Raw genomic sequence first — 17,014 nt, 5'->3', positions numbered from 1 at the left:
GAACTATTTAATTTTTCTTTTAAATAATTTATAAACTTCTCCATCATTTCTTTTTCCTATAAGAAAGATATATGTTTTAATTTTATCTTTTTGATAAATTATTCTAAATTCTCCTACATCAACTTTATAGTATTGTTCTGTTAAACCTTTTAAAAGCTTACTATCATTAGGGTGGTTTATTAATTCACACAATTCTTTAATCTTAATTGCTATTTGCCGTGCTTGCTTCGTATCTAACTTTTCAATAAACTTTTGTGAACTTTTTGATAATATTAAAGTCATATTTATTCCTTTAATATCTTATTTAAAAAATCCTTACTCTCTTCCTCTGATAAAAAACCGCTTTTACTCGCATTTTTTGCTTGCATTGCCCAATACATATCTTCAAGCTGATTAAATTTCTCGTATTCTTCATGTGATATAAGAACAACTGTGGGTTTACCGTATTTATTTATAATTACCGGTGATTTTACTGCTTGATTCATCAACTCCCCAAAATGATTTTGAGCTTTTTTACTACTAATACTTTTCATATTGTTACTTTATTTAGTTTGTATAATTATTATATTAGCTATGATAGCTATTATCAATATGATAACTACTAATTATTAATATCTAACTAATCAATTGTCATGTAATAAAAATGCCTTTTCAATAGGAAGTAATTTTAATTCCGGTAACATCGGCATAATTAAATTTATTCCGGCTTTTTCGTTACTATTACCGTGTACCAATATAAAAGAACCATTTTGAACTTTTTCGCCTTTAGCAAGCCATGCCTTACTGCCAAGCGGGATAAATCCCAAATCTTTTAGTTTTTCTATTAATGTTTGATCAGAAACTAATCCAGGGAAACGAAAGAAAGGCGACGGAGCAATATTATAACTTACTAATATTTTCCCTGCTTCTAATACTTCATTTTCAAAATCATCTTTATTGGAAAGAAGGAAATTATCTTCAAGAGGTTTATCTTTAAAATAAGGATGACTAAACGAATGATTAACCCATGTTATTTGTAAATAACCGTTTTCTTGTTGCTTCATTAGCCAAAAAAACTCCTCTTGATGTTTATTAATCCATAATCCTGAAATACATATAGCAATCGGAATAGGTTTATTTAGTTTGATTGATAATTCTACGAGCTTTTTAAAAAAATCTTCTTCAAAACTTTTGGAAGAAGGACACATATCAATCGTAAGAAATTGACCTTTTACTTTATACATGCTACTCGTAGCACCGTAATTTTGCTGTATAGAGCTATATTTATTTAAAACTTTAATATACGGAGTTTTATTTAATTTTTTTAGAAGATTTTCTTTTTCTATTTTATTCGTAGGTAAAATTACCAGCTCTTGTAGGGCTATTTCAGTTTTAAAAGAATTCGGATCTACTAAAACGAAATATGATTTTTCATTATTTAAATAAGAACGAATAGCGATTTTTATTTTTTTATTCTCAGCAATTACAGGCAAAAATACCGGTTTATAATCAGTTATAATCGCTGCTTTTTTATCCGCATAACTTAAATTAAAAAACAATATTATAAAAATAAAACTTAAAATATTTCTCATTACTACCCATTCAAGCATTGTTACGTGAATCAAAAAATGCGTTCTAGGTCATACCGTGGTCAAGCCACGGTATCCAGAAAAATAACTTAAAATACTAATAATATTAGTATTTTAAACTAGATCCCGCAATCAAGTCGCGGGATGACAGAGGTGGAATTGATGCATGCAACAACGCTTACTCTTTCATAACATTATTATAAAATTCTGCAATTTTCTCTTTTACCGCTGCGGGATCGTTCATCAAATTAACGGCACCTCTAAACTCTGCCGAATTCGGTAAACCGCTACTATACCAACCAATATGCTTACGTGCAATAGGTACGCCCACGGATTCACCGTAATAATCAAGTATTGCATCATAATGCTCTGTTACAATATCTAGCTGCTCTGCTATAGAGGGAGCAGATTTTTCTTCACCTGTTTTAAAGTAATGATCAATTTGTGAAATAAGCCAAGGTTTGCCATATGCTCCTCTACCGACCATAATACCGTCCGCACCGGATTTTTGCAGGGCTTCTTTTGCTTTGGCAAAATTAGTAATATCACCGTTAGCAATAACCGGAATTTTTACCGCTTCTTTAACTGATCGTATAAAATCCCAATTGGCATTACCGGAATAAAACTGAGATCTAGTTCTACCGTGAACGGTAACCATCTGAACACCTGAGCTTTCAGCAATTTTAGCTAAAGTCGGAGCATTTTTCGTATTATCATCCCAGCCCATACGCATTTTAACGGTTACCGGCAGCTTAACCGCTTTAACGGTAGCTTCAAAAATCTTAGCTGCCAGCTGCTCATCCCTCATTAGAGCTGAGCCTGAATAACCGCCTACTACTTTTTTTGCTGGACAGCCAAAATTAAGATCGATAATTTTTGCCCCCATATCCTCGTTCATTTTAGCAGCTTCAGCTATTACATTCGGCTCACAGCCCGCTAGCTGTATACAAGCACTTGTTGCATCATCACGCATAATAGCACTTTTTTGTAGTGACTGCCTAGATTCCACAATCATTGCTCTACTTGCTACCATTTCAGAAACTACAAGCCCTGCACCGAATCTTTTCACCAATCTTCTAAATTCCAAATCCGTAACACCCGACATTGGAGCTAGTATAATATTTGAAGAAAGTTCAATATTGCCGATTTTGATCATAAAAAACCGTTATAAAAATAAACGCTCATAATATCATAATTAAGTATTTTTGTCTAATATTACTAATTAAGAATAGACAAAAGCCGATTAATCTATTATAAGCTTATTGTTGTATTTGGTTTTCCAGTCATTGCGAGGAGAAACTGCAAGTTTCGACGAAGCAATCCAGTTAAAAAATTCTAATTTATAGAATTTTTTTATTATCTTTTCTGGATTGCCACGCTCCTTTCAGTCGCTCGCAATGACGATTTAGGCATACTCTGAATAAATGAGGAGTAAGTAGACGAAGTTTAATTTGGAAAAGAGCAAGGAGTTCACAAGACGAGGAATGCAGCGTATGCTTGTGAGTACCGCAGTGCTTGTAGAACGACGTAGCCAATTTTTCAAATTAAACGAGTATATACGGCCACGTAGCTCAGTCGGTAGAGCAAAGGACTGAAAATCCTTGTGTCGTTGGTTCAATCCCAACCGTGGCCACCATTCTTTATTTCTATTCCAATTTATATACACTCAAACAGCGAACACATTATAAATTAAGGGCTTTTTGCTGTCCAAAAAAAGTTATAGATAATGTTGAATCTTTCTAGTGATTCTTCTTTAAATCAATCTCAATTCATTTATTTACACTTCTAATTAAATTTCTATTGCATTCTTAAAACTACTTATTACAGTTTATCCATATTTCAGTTATTTTTTTAACAAAATATTAAAATTTATAAGATTTAATAAGGATATAGATATGAAAGAATTAATAGAATTCTAGAAAAAAGAGGATTTAAAAACCAAGCTAAAGCTAACGGCTTAAGAGATGGTACTACTAAATTTAAAATTTCTTGGTGCAACATAGGTGATGAAGGAGCAAAGTTAATTGCTGAAATTCTTAAATCCAATAATACTATTACTAAACTTGACCTTAGAGCCAATAAGATAGGGGATGTTGGAGCTAAAGCTTTAGCTGAGGCTGTTAAAATTAATAATTTTTTAACTCAGCTTGATCTTAATGAAATTCCGGGAGCAAGTACTCTAATCAAATCTATAGATGAGAAAATTAAGTATAATAAAAAACTAGTAAAAAAATTAGCTGTATTTCTAAAAAAATGTTTTGCAGGTGAAAATAATTCAGATTTTTTTAAAAATTGCAAATGCCGCAAAATTTTATAAAAAAGTAAATAAGAAGCTATTAAAAGAATATTTACAAGAACAAAAAGTTGATAACCCTGAATCCATATTAATTAAAACGAATAACTTTATAAAATTAAATTCTTTTCTTATTAAGGGAATATGTAAAGAAGTAAAAATAATACCAAATGACATAGTATCCCATATCGCTTCCTACTTAGAAAACGAAAAATGGGGAATAGATGCAGAAGTTGAACTATCAGGAAAAAACGTTTATATAGGAAATTAAATATAATATTTTATATTTTACATAGAAGGGGAACAATTTGTCCCAACCCTTTAAATTTTTATGCTATCTGTAAATTTTGTTACACAAAAAAGTATTACTTAATATACTGTCACTTAGTGGAGCAAATAGTCTACTTGCCTCCACTATTTCAATTCTTCTTCTTTCTGCTTATTTAATTACTCTAAGTTAATCAGTTTTTTAAAGTAATTAATTTTATATAACAAAAAGTAATTTTCGTTACTTTTTAAAGCTCGTATATTCAATATAAAATCATTCTTGTCATAGATAAAAATTTTAACTAAGTTTAGATATAATAAAGTGCCGAGAATAATTGAACGAAATAAACCAAACGATGCTTTTAAAAGTTGTTTATCGATTATAAGTATAATTTTTCGGTATGGCAATTTGAATAAACTTCTGATTAATTTGTAGTAAGAATATGATGTATAAGGTTTTTCAGCTAAAATAAGTTCTATTCTTAATTCCCTATTTATGCCATTTGGATAAATTTCACGTAATAAGTCTTTGTCTTTAATAATAAAATCTAGATACGGCTCAATAATGGCTATTTTTCTTCTACTGTTTTAGTGTTCATAACGGCTTAGTTCTCCTGATTAAACTTAAATGAAGCCCGATTGGTGATCAGGGAGTTAGAAACACCGTCAACAAGAACAGCTGAGTAGTTTTTAGGCTTAAAGTTATACTCTAAGCCCTGAACATGACTTACTACCTCCCCGACCGTAAAATATCGAGGAATAAACCAATTTAACGGTGGTTTTACCGCCTGTTGATGGAGGTTTCTATACTCCAGAACAACCTTAGCTGTTCCAAGATGATTCTAAGTAAAACTCTAAACAAGTCAATATGATTATTGATTTCAGAAATTTTTTCATTATTGCATGACTGGTTTGTCATTCTAGCTCAGCAATACCTTTTATACTACCTGTAAATTTTGTTGCATAACAAAACTATCACTTATATACTGTCGCTAATGATTAATTTGCTTAAAGTTTCATATGGTAAGTAGTAATTTTTATAAAAATTTAGGACCACGAAAACTAACGGCAATTATAGATTTTTTACACGATATTATAGAACCTCCTAAGATTCATGAAGATATAGCTATTCATGATATTAAAATTCTGCAGGAAGCATCATCAAATGATATTAGCTTTTTAAACAATCCTAAATACTCCGAATTTTTAAAAACTACCAAAGCTACTGCTTGTATAGTGCCGAAAAATTTTACGGGAGAAGCAAATCCAAATACTCTTTTAATACATGCCGAGAATTCATATTTTGCTTACAGCAAATTGATTGATTTTTTTTATGCTCCTATTAAATCATACCCTGCTAAAATAATGAAATCCGCTATTGTTGCAGATTCGGCGACTATCGGAAAAAATTGTTATATAGGTCACAATGTAGTTATTGAAGACGAGGTTATTATAGGTGATAATAGTATTATAGAAGCCGGAAGTTTTATAGGTAGAGGCGTAAATATCGGCAGAAACGCTAGAATAGAACAACATGTTTCAATAAATTATGCAATTATAGGTGACGACATCGTAATACTTGCAGGAGCAAAAATAGGACAAGACGGGTTTGGCTTTTCTACCGAAAAAGGCGTACATCATAAAATATTTCATATAGGAATAGTTAAAATCGGCAATAATGTTGAAATTGGTAGCAACACTATTATTGATAGAGGTTCGCTTCAAGATACTATTATAGAAGATTTATGCCGCATAGATAATTTAGTACAAATAGGACATGGAGTAAAAATAGGTAAAGGTTCTATTATCGTAGCACAAGCAGGTATAGCAGGAAGTAGCACGATCGGTAAATATTGTGCTCTTGGAGGGCAAGTAGGAGTCGCCGGACATCTAAATATAGGCGACGGGACACAGGTAGCAGCACAAGGCGGTGTAGCACAAAATATAGAGGCAGGTAAAATCGTCGGCGGTAGTCCTGCAGTTCCTATCATGGACTGGCATAGACAATCTATTATTATGAAACAATTACTAAAGACCTCTAATAGCAAATTAAAAAAGTAGTTTGCTATTGAAAAGGGCTTTGTTGTGTGGATCAATTTCACCTCTGTCAAGCCACGGGGTGACACAGTGGATTTTATCGGTCCACGCAACAATGCTTTGCGAGCAGCTGTAGACTGCGTGACAATCCAGAAAAATTAGCAAAAAGTGCCGATTTTAGCACTTTTTACTAGATTGCTTCGTCAATTATTTCATAATTTCCTCGCAATGACGGAAAATTTACATTAAAGAAGAGACCTAAATAAATGATCATAGATATTACCGAAATCATGGATTTGATACCTCATCGCTATCCATTTTTATTAGTAGATAGAGTACTTAAAATCGATCCTAACAAATCAATAACAGGTATTAAAAACGTTACTGTTAACGAGCCGCAATTTACAGGACATTTTCCGGCAAGACCTGTTATGCCCGGCGTTCTAATGGTTGAGGCTATGGCACAATTAGCTGCTATATTAGTTGCTAAATCTTTAGGTTCTACTAAGAATAAAGAAGTGCTTTTAATGGCTATCGAAAATGCAAAATTTCGTAGAATTGTTCAGCCAGGGGATACTATGCATATCCACGCTGTTATTGATCAGCAAAGAGCTAACGTATGGAAATTTTCAAGTACGGTTACGGTCGAAGGCGAAATAACCGCAGAAAGTAAATTTACCGCAATGATTAAAGATAAATAGGGACATAGTGTCAAATTCTAATATCCATACTACAGCTATAATTGCCGAAGGTGCAAAGTTCGGTAAAAACATAAAAATCGGTCCATACTGTATTATAGGTGCTGAAGTAGTGCTTCATGACAATGTCGAGCTAAAATCCCACGTAGTTATTGAGGGGATTACCAAAATCGGCGAAAATACAGTAATCTATCCTTTTGCATCAATCGGTCAACCTCCGCAAATCTTAAAATATGCTAATGAGAGATCAAGCACGATAATCGGCTCTAACAATACTATAAGAGAATATGTTACAGTGCAAGCAGGAAGCCAAGGCGGCGGAATGGTGACAAGAGTAGGAAATAATAATTTATTTATGGTCGGCGTTCATATCGGTCATGACTGTAAAATCGGCAATAATGTAGTATTTGCTAATTATGTAAGCCTAGCAGGTCATATTGAGGTAGGTGATTACGCAATAATCGGCGGACTGTCTGCCGTACATCAATATGCTAGAATCGGTGAATATTCAATGATCGGCGGGCTATCGCCGGTCGGAGCAGACGTAATACCGTTCGGACTTGTAAGTAGTAAACGTGCGGTGCTTGAGGGCTTAAACCTAATCGGTATGAATAGAAAAGGGTTCGATAAAGCAGAGTCTTTAAGTGCTTTAAAAGCTATCGAAGAAATCTTCTCAGGCGAAGGTAATTTTGCTGAGCGTATAAAACAAGTTGCCGAGAAATATAACAATAATTCTATAGTAATACAAATTATCGATTTTCTTAATCAAGATAGTAGTAGAGCATTTTGTCGTTTTGAGAAGTGATGTGATAGGTTCTTACTTGTCATTCCTGTGAAAGCATTGTTGCGTGGATTGGGGTTTCCGTCACTGCGAGAAAATTACTTAAGTAATTGACGAAGCAAGGAAGAAAAAAATTCTGTAAATCAGAATTTTTTTCTTCCTTTTTCTAGATTGCCACGCTCCTTACATTCGCGGTCTTGTTGCATGGATCGTTTTATGTCATCCCCGCGTAGGCGGGAATCCAGCAAAATAACTTCAGTATTGATATAGAAGTTATATTTGATAAAATAAACATATAAAAAAACAAGTTTTTTATATGTTTTACTGGATCCCCGCCTACGCGGGGATGACATAAAACGATCCATGCAACAAGACCTACAGTCACTCGCAATGACTAAGTATTTTTTCTTGTAAAGAATTTTGGCGTAAACGAGTTTTCAAGCTCTTAAAATCAACTATTTCTGCATTTTGATTTTGCTGGCTACATGCAAAAATATATTTTTTCTTTCCTTTAACTTTTTGGATACATTGTCCACAAATCCCCTTCATCATACATTGCATCGATGAATTAACACTAACTATTAGCTCCGTATTTTCACCGAATATTTCATTTTTTAGACTTTGCAATTCTTCTATTATTTCAGGAGAAGCATTAATTATTACTCTATCCACATAAGTTAATTTACGGTTTTTTATATCAGGATAGGTAACAAATATAACTTCATTATTATTTTCTTTTAGAACTTTTAATAAGCCTACATTACCGGCTTCGGAATCAACAATAACTATTTTTTTATTTTTAGGTATTTCCATCGGCAAGCCTGTCGGTCCCATTAAAACCACTTTCTCATTTTCGGATAATGTTTTACACAAGTTAGTAGATTTACCGACTTCAAAAACTATGAAGCTAATTAAACCTTTTTCTACATCGATATTTGTAGGACTTAAGGCTACCGGCTCTATTAACTTAGCAGCATATTCAGAATAATTTTGTAAGCGAAAGAACTGTCCGAACTTAAAATTTTTAGCAGCAAGCGGCGAATGAATTACCAATTCAAAAGCTTTATCACCTAAGATATTTATTTTATGAATTCTGCTGACTAATAAATAATCAAGCTGCGTACAAAAATCTTTATAAATACCTTTAAAGCCAGGGTCATTATTTATAAGTCTTTTGTTAATAGCCTCGTACCCTTCTTTGGTACTAGCAAGAGCTTTCACTACACTTCCTGAATATTTAGGATTACAATCACCGAAATAACTATATTTATCCTCATCAAATTGAGTGTTATTTTCTATACCGATTGCCATAATTACGGTTTTGGCTTTGATTACTATAGTGTCATCCCGTGGCTTGACCACGGGATCTATAACATTATTCTGATGGATCCCGTGGTCAAGCCACGGGATGACACTGAATTCCACAGATTCTACATGACCGTACTTATCGGTGTTAATCCTTAAAGGCTGCATATTTTCTTTAAAATCAACACCAAGTGCTAATGCATATATTAGCTCCTCGTGGTTTAATTTATACGCCGGCGAATCTTGCAATCTTCCACGATAGTAGACAGTAGCACCCCCAAGCTTATTAAAAACCTTTCTTAATTCTTCATTATTTTTAGCTTCTTTAAACAATTTTGCATGAGCAATAAATTCTTCAGCTATTTCTTTATCTTCCTCCGTTAAATCTTTTTCTATATAATCTTCAGCAAATTTCTCTACTTGCTTTTTATAGTAATATAGACTTTCCGTTGCTGCATCTAAAGAAGTAAGACCGCCGCCTATTACCGCAATCGGCATTCTAATTACCATATTAGTATTAGAATTTTTTAAAAATGCCCCTCCGCTTTGTAAAGTCATTAAGAAATCGGAAGCCGTTTTTACGCCTTTAGCTTCAAAATTTTCTATATCCAAAACTTTCGGCTGACCTGCTCCAATGCAAAAAGCCATATGGTCAAAACCCAAATCAAAAGCCTGTTCTTTCGTTATATTAAAATCTAAAGCTACCCCGTCATAATATTTAAAATTATTATTTCTCTCTAATATTAGCCGTAATATATCAAGATTGTTTTTATTCCAGCGAACAGTTATACCGTATTCTGCTACCCCTCCAAATCCTCTTGGCATTCTTTCCGATAACAAATTTTTATATTTATGCCAAAATTTTATAGGCCTATGAACGTCAAAAGGCAAAGGAGTAATTTTTAAACCGTCAATAGCCGTAACATTGTGACCTGACCGTAATAAATAATAGCTAAGACTAAAACCTGCAGGACCAAGACCGGTAACTAAAATATTATAATTAGTAGGTTCTTTTGGTAGAGGTGCATAAATATTAAGCGGATTCCAACGAGTAAGAAGTAGATATATCTCTAAACCGTAAGGTAATTTAAGCGTTTCTTCTAAAATATTTGATTCTATTAACGGGATATTTACGGGATCTTGCTTTTGGTAAATACAAGCTTTTGAGCAATTATTACAAATCCTATGACCCGTTGCCGCAACCATCGGATTATCAATAACAATAATAGCAAGAGCACTTAGGTTAAAACCTTGTGCCTTAACATAGTTCATCTCGGAAATCTTCTGCTTTAAGGGGCAGCCGTTTTGAGTGTCATCCCGCGACTTGATCGCGGGATCCATTTGTTTTTTTTGGATCCCGCGATCAAGTCGCGGGATGACACTTACCCCCCTAGAACAGGAATCCTTATCCTGCTTATGGCAATAAATACAATAATGAGAGTGGTTTAGAGCTTCATCTAGATTTAAAAAAGAATCTGTATAGTCAAAATCTACTCTCTCATTTTTTTGATATTTTAATATTTTTTTATCGTCTATTAGGTTTTCTTTATCTAGTTTTTGGGGGATTGTAAACAAGATGTCATCCCATGGTTTGACCACGGGATCCAAAAAACAACTTTTAACATCAACATTTGTCGATTTACTGGATCCCGTGGTCAAGCCACGGGATGACACTGAATGGCAATAACCATAAACCCTACTACACGCTACATATTGTGCTGCTATGTCTAATTCTGTGGCAAAACTTTCTTCTGCCTGTTGCCATATAATTATTTGTTTGGCAAATTCTCTAGAGGTAAAATTCGTACCTATTAAATTAGTTAGCTTTAAATACACCTCTTCAAAATCAATATCTTTTATTTTTTCCGGTGGATATTTTTTTACGGCAACACGCTGAACAAATTTTCTTTTACACTCATAAATAATATCAAAATCTTTATGCTTTAATCTTGATATAATTACTTCTTTTGAAATACAAAATAACTCTGCTAAAAAATCGTCTAAATGAGGGGAGATTTTTAATAAAAATTCGGAATAATCTTGTGGAATAATAGAGAAAGGAGTTGATCTAAATAATATTAAATCTTTATACAGAGATTTATCGGCTTTAAAGAGATAATCTAAAAATATTTGATCTAATTTTTTAAGTCCGGTTAAATCTAATTCATTAAAATCTAGATTAAAACCAAGTTTCATAGGTAATAAATAACTCTTTTAGAAAATTGTCTGTAAATTAAATAACTGATAAAAACAGTAATAAATGCAACTATAATAGACTTAACTATCAGCATCATATCCGGTAATGTTCCGTCAATCACCAACGCTTGTACGGGTCTTATAACTAAAAAGAACGGATTAAATTCAAAATATATCTTTTTAGACTCCGGAATTAGCGAATATGGATAAACTATCGGTATACTCCAATAAATAACTCCGAGAATAACATTTAATATTTGTGGAATATCTCGAATATACGGCGTTAAAAATGCTACTGCGATAGAACCGCTAATCACACATATTATTAAGGGCAAAATTAATATCGGCATAAATATTATTTGCCAAGAAAATTTTTCTGGAAATAATAAAATAAAAGCAAAATACATTGCCGAAAATGAGCAAATTAAAGCATATAATTGCCCTAAACTGTCCGCAACAGGAAAAAAAGTCTTAGAAATTCTAACTTTTTTTATTATTTGATCACGTGTTACCAAAGAACTCGAACAAATCGTTAGGCTACTTACTATAAAACTCCATAAAGGAATACCGCTGACTAAGTTCATTACCATAAATTCTCTTGGCTGTCTTAACAAAAAACCGAAAAAATATGAAATTACCATTATGTGAATAAAAGGCTGAATTAAACTCCATAAAGAACCCAAAAAAGAATCTTTATTTTGCCTAATTATAGAAGCTTTAACTAGTAATGCTATTGCCCGCCAGTATTTTTTAGAAAAAAAATACTTTATCATTTATGAATTTCCTTGTTGTTGGTTATAGATTTTAAACATTTCTGATGGAATCCCATCACCTATAATATTGCCGTCTTTTAATAAAACACATCTATCGCAATTATCTTTTATAATTTCTTCTTGATGACTTACTATTATCGAAATAGGAGTATTCTTAAATTTATTTTTCATTAAATTAAGAGATTTTTCTATAAAATAGCTATCGCCTGCCGCAAAAACTTCATCAAGTAATAGAATCTGTGGATTCTGAAATATTGATACGGAAAAAGCAAGGCGTGATAACATTCCTGAACTATAATTTTTTATCGGTAAGTCGATTTTACTACCTAATTCTGAAAAATCTATGATTTCTTGCTCAATTTTTTTGCTATACTTATCTAACATATTGTTATATAGCATTAACATTTTTATATTTTCACGACCTGTCTGCTCCTGTTCAAAACCGACTCCCATATCTATAATCGCCGCAATATCTCCATGAATTTTGACGGTACCGGATTTTAACGGATATATTCCGGCGATTAGTTTTAGAAGCGAACTTTTTCCCGAACCGTTACTCCCCATAAAAGCTATTTTTTCTCCCTCATAACAAGAAAAATTAATATTATTTAATATAGGTATATTTGGAGAAAGAGAGACTCCTTTTTTCAAGAAGAAATGCTTTAAACCTTGAGCTCTTTTATGAGTATCTATGCCTTCTACATAACCATCGGTTATCTCTATAAATACTTTTGAATGATTAAGTGACATAAAATAAATATTAAATAAATTTATTAATCCAATCTAAAAGAGATTTTTTTTGTTGCAAACCTATTTTAGTACCTTTTTGTTCACCGTTTTTAAATAACATTATCGTTGGAATACTACGAATACCGTATTCTGAAGGAGTGTTAGGATTTTCATCAATATTCATTTTAAGTACTTTTACTTTGCCTTTTAATTCTTTACTGATTTCATCTATTATCGGTGTTAACATTTTGCATGGTCCACACCATTCTGCCCAAAAATCAACCAGTACCGGTAAATCCGATTCTAATACTTCCTTTTTAAAAGAGCTATCCGTTACATTACTTGCCATAATTTCTCCTTGTTATTACTATCGGTAAATGAAGAGTGGTTATACGAGGTCAATTTTAAAAAGAGTAACCGGTCTGCAAGGCGGCGAGAAACGGAGTGTATACTTAATACGTGAGTACCACAGAACTTGCTAGACGACAACGCCAATTTTTAAAATTCACTGAGTATAAAATAAAATTATAAAGTACAGGCTTCTACTTGTAAATAATGAAAATCTTTTTATTTATTATATTTATTTTTTCTATTATAATATATCCGCATTATTAAAGCTGCTGTTTCCTCTATTGATCTAGTCGACACGTCAATTACTGGCCAATTTCTTTGATCACAAATTTTTCTAACCTCTAAGCATTCTTTTTGTACTATATTAAAATCTGTATAGCTTTTATTTTCGTTAATTTGTAATAAATTTAACCTAGCTTCCCTTATCTCAATTAATCTATTTGGATTAATGACGAGTCCTACTACTAATTGATCTATATCTTTTTCTATAAAATCAGGAAAGGGACAATTATAAACATAAGGAATATTGGCAGCTTTTAGACCGTTATACGCTAAAAATACGGAAGTTGGTGTCTTAGAAGTTCTAGAAGGACCTATTAATATTATATCAGCCTCCGACAACTCATTAAGCATTTGTCCGTCATCATGTCTTATGGCATAATCTATGGCATTAAGTGTATCAAAATAAGTTTTATCGAACTTATAATTGTAATTCTGTTCTTTTTCTATTTTAATACCTGAAAAAACAGACATTTCTTTAATAATTTTACCTATTACAGAAATACATGGAATTTTTGATTCATAGCAAAATTTCGTTAAAGCTTTTCGGAGTTCTTGATCGGCAATCGTGTACAATACTATCCCGTGTTTAGATTCTATTTTACTTAATACTTCATTTAGCAATTCCAAATTTCTAATCATTGGCCAATGATATAATTTTGGTTTTACGGAAGTAAATTGTGCAAGAGCAGAATTTGCTGCATATTTTGCAGTTTGCACGGAAGAGTCTGAAACCAAGTGAATAATTAGCTTTGTCATACTTTACACATGTAATTGTGGATAAATTTTTTAATAACTTGTTATTTTTCCTATTAAAATCTATTAAAAATTTCCTCAAATCCTTATTAAATCAAGTAAATCTAGTGTATTTTCTTTTAAATAAATAGTTTGTGGATAAAATTGTGAATAAATATCATTTTTCTTTGAAAAAATAGTCTTTTCTAAGCTATAAATGAATTTTACACTTAATTATCCACTTGTATAAATTCATTACAAACTTATGTAAATAATAATTAAAAATACCTATATTTTTAAGAACATTTTAATGAAAATTTTGTTGATAACTCTGTTTAAAACATTTAATCTACATAATTCTGTTTATATAAACAACAAACAATAAATTATCTATTAATTTAATATTTTTAGTAATAGCATGAAGCAAATTTTAAATCCGTTAAAAGGAAATAGTAATAAAATACCTATTTGGTTTATGCGTCAAGCAGGTAGATATTTGCCGGAATATAAAAAAGTAAGAGAAACAACAAAAAATTTTCTAGACTTTTGTTATGATGTTAACAAAGCAACGGAAGTAACCTTACAACCGATAAAACGTTATGGATTTGATGCAGCTATTATTTTTTCTGACATATTAGTTTTACCTCATGCTCTTGGATGGGAAGTGGATTTTAAAGAAAATATAGGACCTATATTAAAGCAATTCAAATCACAAGAAGATTTTAAATATCTGCAAAGCAATCCGAATAATAAATTAGAAAAGGTTTATGAAATAATAAAAAAAGTAAAAAGAGAATTGCTCTCCACCACTTCTTTAATAGGGTTTGCAGGTAGCCCTTGGACAGTGATGAGTTACATGCTAGAGGGAAAAGGGAAACAAGATTTTAAAACGAGCAAAAAATTTATATATGAAAATAAAATACTTGCTAAAGAATTATTAAGTTTTATTACGGAAAAAACAGCTGATCATCTTATAAATCAAGCAAGATCGGGAGCAGATGTTTTAAAGCTTTTTGATTCATGGTCAGGAGTACTTGCAGAAGAGGAGTTTACTGAATTTGTAATAGAGCCGACAAAAAAGATTATACTAAAAGTAAAAGAAGTTTTTCCAAAAAATCCTGTAATTGCTTTTCCTAAAGGAGCGGGGTTATTGTACGAAAAATTTATAAAAGAAGTACCGATAGATATTTTAGCCGTAGATCAAATGATTCCTCTTGAAAAAATGGAAGAGTGGAGTGATAAAGTAATAGTACAAGGTAATTTAGATCCAGTTGTATTATTAACTAATAAAGAAATTATTAAAGAAAAAGCTTATAAAATTCTTCAGGCAATGAAAGGAAAGAATTTTATCTTTAATTTAGGACATGGTATTTTGCCTGAGACACCTCCGGAAAATATAGAATTTTTGACAGAATATGTTAGGTTATATGAAGAAAAGAATAGCAATAGTACTTTTTAATTTAGGAGGTCCAAAAGACCTTGAATCCGTAAAACCTTTTTTATTTAATCTATTCTATGACAAAGCTATAATTAATCTACCAAATCCTTTGCGTTATATTATCGCTAAAATAATTTCTATTACTAGAGAGAGAAAATCTCAAAAAATTTATTCTTTAATCGGTGGTAAATCTTCTTTACTTCAGGAAACAGAGGAGCAGAAATTAGCACTAACCGAAAAGCTAAAGCAACTCATAAAAGAAGATTTCTCTATTTTTATAAATATGAGATATTCAGCACCGTTTGCTAAAGAAGTAATAGGTCAAATAAAAAAATATAACCCAAGCGAAATAATATTATTGCCTCTATATCCTCAATTTTCAAGTACTACGACAAGATCTTCGGTTAAAAATTTTTTACAAAACCTTGATATTGATATTCCAATTAAAACAATTTGCTGTTATCCTCTAGAAGAAAATTTTATAAAAACCCATGTTTCATTGATTAAGGAAAAACTATACGATAAAAATTTTCGTATATTATTTTCTGCTCACGGGTTGCCTGAAAAAATAATAAAAGCAGGTGATCCTTATAGTTTTCAAATAAAAGAAACAGTAAAAGCAATAGTTAAAGAATTAAATATAAAAGATCTAGACTATAAGATAACTTATCAAAGTAGAGTAGGACCTATGGAGTGGTTAAAACCGAATACGGAAGACGAAATAGAGCTAGCGGGAAAGTTAAAAAAAGACATAATTATCGTACCCGTATCCTTTGTATCCGAGCATGTTGAAACACTAGTAGAACTTGATATTGAATATAAATTAATCGCAGATAAATATAAAATTCAATATACCCGAATTCCGACACTTGGAACAAATAAAATTTTTATTAATAGTTTGACAAATATATTGCTACGATTTATTAATAAGGTTGATACTAATTTAGTTACGAGTAGCTCTAGTACGAGAATATGTCCAAACGAATTCACTAAATGTTTATGTAAATTAACAAATTAATAAGAAAAAGAATGGCAAGTTACTATCTATGGTTTAAGTCAGTCCATCTGATATCTGCTATATGTTGGATGGCAGGACTTCTTTACTTACCTAGAATATATGTTTACCATACCAAAGCTAAAATAGGTAGTGAGCTAGATAGTACTTTACAAGTAATGGAGCTAAAATTACTCAGATTCATTATGAATCCGGCAATGATTAGCACATTTATTTTTGGTTTAATAAATACTCATATTTACGGGTTTGTTGCTCTTGATACTTGGTTTCACGTTAAAATGTTTGCAGTATTAATTTTAGTGATATTTCACGGTTTACTTACGAGATGGCGAAAAGATTTTGCAAATGGTAAGAATGTCCATTCAGAAAAATTTTACCGCATAGTTAATGAGATTCCGGCTATCTGCATGATTGTTGCAGTGATTATGGTTATAGTGAAACCATTTGACTAGTATACTCGTTTTATTTGAAAAGGGATTGCTAAAGATATATCGTCATTGCGAGCAGCGGTAAGCTGCGTGGCAATCTCATGAAATAATAACAAACTCC

At 31.8% G+C, this 17,014-nt stretch carries 17 protein-coding genes, 1 tRNA gene and 2 pseudogenes; 9 read left to right on the top strand and 11 right to left on the bottom strand.

The window, feature by feature from the left end; all coding sequences use genetic code 11:
* Nucleotides 1-3: 3 nt before the first annotated feature.
* The 5 genes and pseudogenes from MB29_RS04340 to dusB form a co-directional block, all read right to left on the bottom strand.
* On the bottom strand, nucleotides 4-282 hold the full coding sequence (locus MB29_RS04340; protein WP_032139213.1) for a type II toxin-antitoxin system RelE family toxin: 279 nt from the start codon (nucleotides 280-282) through the stop codon (nucleotides 4-6).
* Nucleotides 283-293: 11 nt separating this feature from the next.
* A pseudogene (locus tag MB29_RS13775) lies at nucleotides 294-380 on the bottom strand (type II toxin-antitoxin system Phd/YefM family antitoxin); the annotation flags it as partial.
* A gap of 24 nt (nucleotides 381-404) precedes the next feature.
* A pseudogene (locus tag MB29_RS13770) lies at nucleotides 405-485 on the bottom strand (type II toxin-antitoxin system prevent-host-death family antitoxin); the annotation flags it as partial.
* Between the two features lie 138 nt (nucleotides 486-623).
* Entirely contained in the window at nucleotides 624-1,571 is a 948-nt protein-coding gene (locus MB29_RS04330) for a polysaccharide deacetylase family protein (protein ID WP_032139236.1), read from the bottom strand.
* A 175-nt stretch (nucleotides 1,572-1,746) separates the two neighbouring features.
* Complete coding sequence (gene dusB, locus MB29_RS04325; RefSeq protein WP_032139212.1) at nucleotides 1,747-2,724, bottom strand: tRNA dihydrouridine synthase DusB; 978 nt, start codon at nucleotides 2,722-2,724, stop codon at nucleotides 1,747-1,749.
* Nucleotides 2,725-3,128: 404 nt separating this feature from the next.
* On the opposite strand from dusB, the gene MB29_RS04320 reads away from it, so the two are divergent.
* The 6 genes from MB29_RS04320 (at nucleotide 3,129) to lpxA (ending at nucleotide 7,668) form a co-directional block, all read left to right on the top strand.
* Nucleotides 3,129-3,204 (top strand) — tRNA-Phe (locus MB29_RS04320).
* A 267-nt stretch (nucleotides 3,205-3,471) separates the two neighbouring features.
* Nucleotides 3,472-3,885: a hypothetical protein gene (locus MB29_RS10240; RefSeq protein WP_215426232.1), complete on the top strand. Its 414-nt coding sequence runs from the start codon at nucleotides 3,472-3,474 to the stop codon at nucleotides 3,883-3,885.
* A complete protein-coding gene (locus MB29_RS04310) occupies nucleotides 3,833-4,132 on the top strand; it encodes a hypothetical protein (protein WP_032139210.1) in 300 nt (99 codons plus the stop codon). Before MB29_RS10240 ends, MB29_RS04310 begins: the two co-directional genes overlap by 53 nt.
* 1,016 nt (nucleotides 4,133-5,148) lie before the next feature.
* A complete protein-coding gene (gene lpxD / locus MB29_RS04305) occupies nucleotides 5,149-6,189 on the top strand; it encodes a UDP-3-O-(3-hydroxymyristoyl)glucosamine N-acyltransferase (RefSeq protein ID WP_032139209.1) in 1,041 nt (346 codons plus the stop codon).
* 242 nt (nucleotides 6,190-6,431) lie between these two features.
* The gene (gene fabZ / locus MB29_RS04300) at nucleotides 6,432-6,866 is read left to right on the top strand and encodes a 3-hydroxyacyl-ACP dehydratase FabZ (RefSeq protein ID WP_032139208.1); all 435 of its coding nucleotides are present in this window, start codon (nucleotides 6,432-6,434) and stop codon (nucleotides 6,864-6,866) included.
* 7 nt (nucleotides 6,867-6,873) lie between these two features.
* Nucleotides 6,874-7,668, top strand: coding sequence for an acyl-ACP--UDP-N-acetylglucosamine O-acyltransferase (gene lpxA, locus MB29_RS04295; RefSeq protein ID WP_032139207.1), 795 nt, complete (start codon nucleotides 6,874-6,876; stop codon nucleotides 7,666-7,668).
* A 119-nt stretch (nucleotides 7,669-7,787) separates the two neighbouring features.
* On the opposite strand, the gene MB29_RS11585 is transcribed toward lpxA, so the two are convergent.
* The 6 genes from MB29_RS11585 to MB29_RS04270 form a co-directional block, all read right to left on the bottom strand.
* Entirely contained in the window at nucleotides 7,788-8,009 is a 222-nt protein-coding gene (locus MB29_RS11585; RefSeq protein WP_215426227.1) for a hypothetical protein, read from the bottom strand.
* 16 nt (nucleotides 8,010-8,025) lie between these two features.
* The gene (locus tag MB29_RS04290; protein WP_032139206.1) at nucleotides 8,026-11,145 is read right to left on the bottom strand and encodes a palindromic element RPE4 domain-containing protein; all 3,120 of its coding nucleotides are present in this window, start codon (nucleotides 11,143-11,145) and stop codon (nucleotides 8,026-8,028) included.
* Nucleotides 11,142-11,918: an ABC transporter permease gene (locus MB29_RS04285; RefSeq protein WP_032139205.1), complete on the bottom strand. Its 777-nt coding sequence runs from the start codon at nucleotides 11,916-11,918 to the stop codon at nucleotides 11,142-11,144. Before MB29_RS04285 ends, MB29_RS04290 begins: the two co-directional genes overlap by 4 nt.
* A complete protein-coding gene (locus tag MB29_RS04280; protein WP_032139204.1) occupies nucleotides 11,919-12,668 on the bottom strand; it encodes an ABC transporter ATP-binding protein in 750 nt (249 codons plus the stop codon). It lies immediately after the preceding gene.
* Between the two features lie 10 nt (nucleotides 12,669-12,678).
* Nucleotides 12,679-12,996 carry a thioredoxin gene (trxA, locus tag MB29_RS04275; protein WP_032139203.1) on the bottom strand — a complete coding sequence of 106 codons (318 nt, stop codon included), beginning with the start codon at nucleotides 12,994-12,996 and terminating at the stop codon, nucleotides 12,679-12,681.
* Between the two features lie 218 nt (nucleotides 12,997-13,214).
* Nucleotides 13,215-14,036, bottom strand: coding sequence for a pyruvate, water dikinase regulatory protein (locus MB29_RS04270; RefSeq protein ID WP_032139202.1), 822 nt, complete (start codon nucleotides 14,034-14,036; stop codon nucleotides 13,215-13,217).
* A gap of 394 nt (nucleotides 14,037-14,430) precedes the next feature.
* Between MB29_RS04270 and hemE the strand changes: the two genes are divergently transcribed.
* Genes hemE through hemJ form a run of 3 tightly spaced genes read left to right on the top strand, consistent with a single transcriptional unit; the run spans nucleotide 14,431 to nucleotide 16,917 of the window.
* Nucleotides 14,431-15,471 carry a uroporphyrinogen decarboxylase gene (gene hemE, locus MB29_RS04265; protein WP_032139201.1) on the top strand — a complete coding sequence of 347 codons (1,041 nt, stop codon included), beginning with the start codon at nucleotides 14,431-14,433 and terminating at the stop codon, nucleotides 15,469-15,471.
* Nucleotides 15,428-16,468, top strand: a complete 1,041-nt coding sequence (gene hemH, locus MB29_RS04260; RefSeq protein ID WP_032139200.1) for a ferrochelatase — start codon at nucleotides 15,428-15,430, stop codon at nucleotides 16,466-16,468. Before hemE ends, hemH begins: the two co-directional genes overlap by 44 nt.
* An 11-nt stretch (nucleotides 16,469-16,479) precedes the next feature.
* On the top strand, nucleotides 16,480-16,917 hold the full coding sequence (gene hemJ, locus MB29_RS04255; RefSeq protein ID WP_032139199.1) for a protoporphyrinogen oxidase HemJ: 438 nt from the start codon (nucleotides 16,480-16,482) through the stop codon (nucleotides 16,915-16,917).
* The last annotated feature ends 97 nt before the right edge of the window (nucleotides 16,918-17,014 follow it).

It is taken from the genome of Rickettsia tamurae, from assembly GCF_000751075.1.
Classification (GTDB): Bacteria; Pseudomonadota; Alphaproteobacteria; order Rickettsiales; family Rickettsiaceae; genus Rickettsia; species Rickettsia tamurae.
This window is presented reverse-complemented; position numbering and strand designations above follow the sequence as displayed.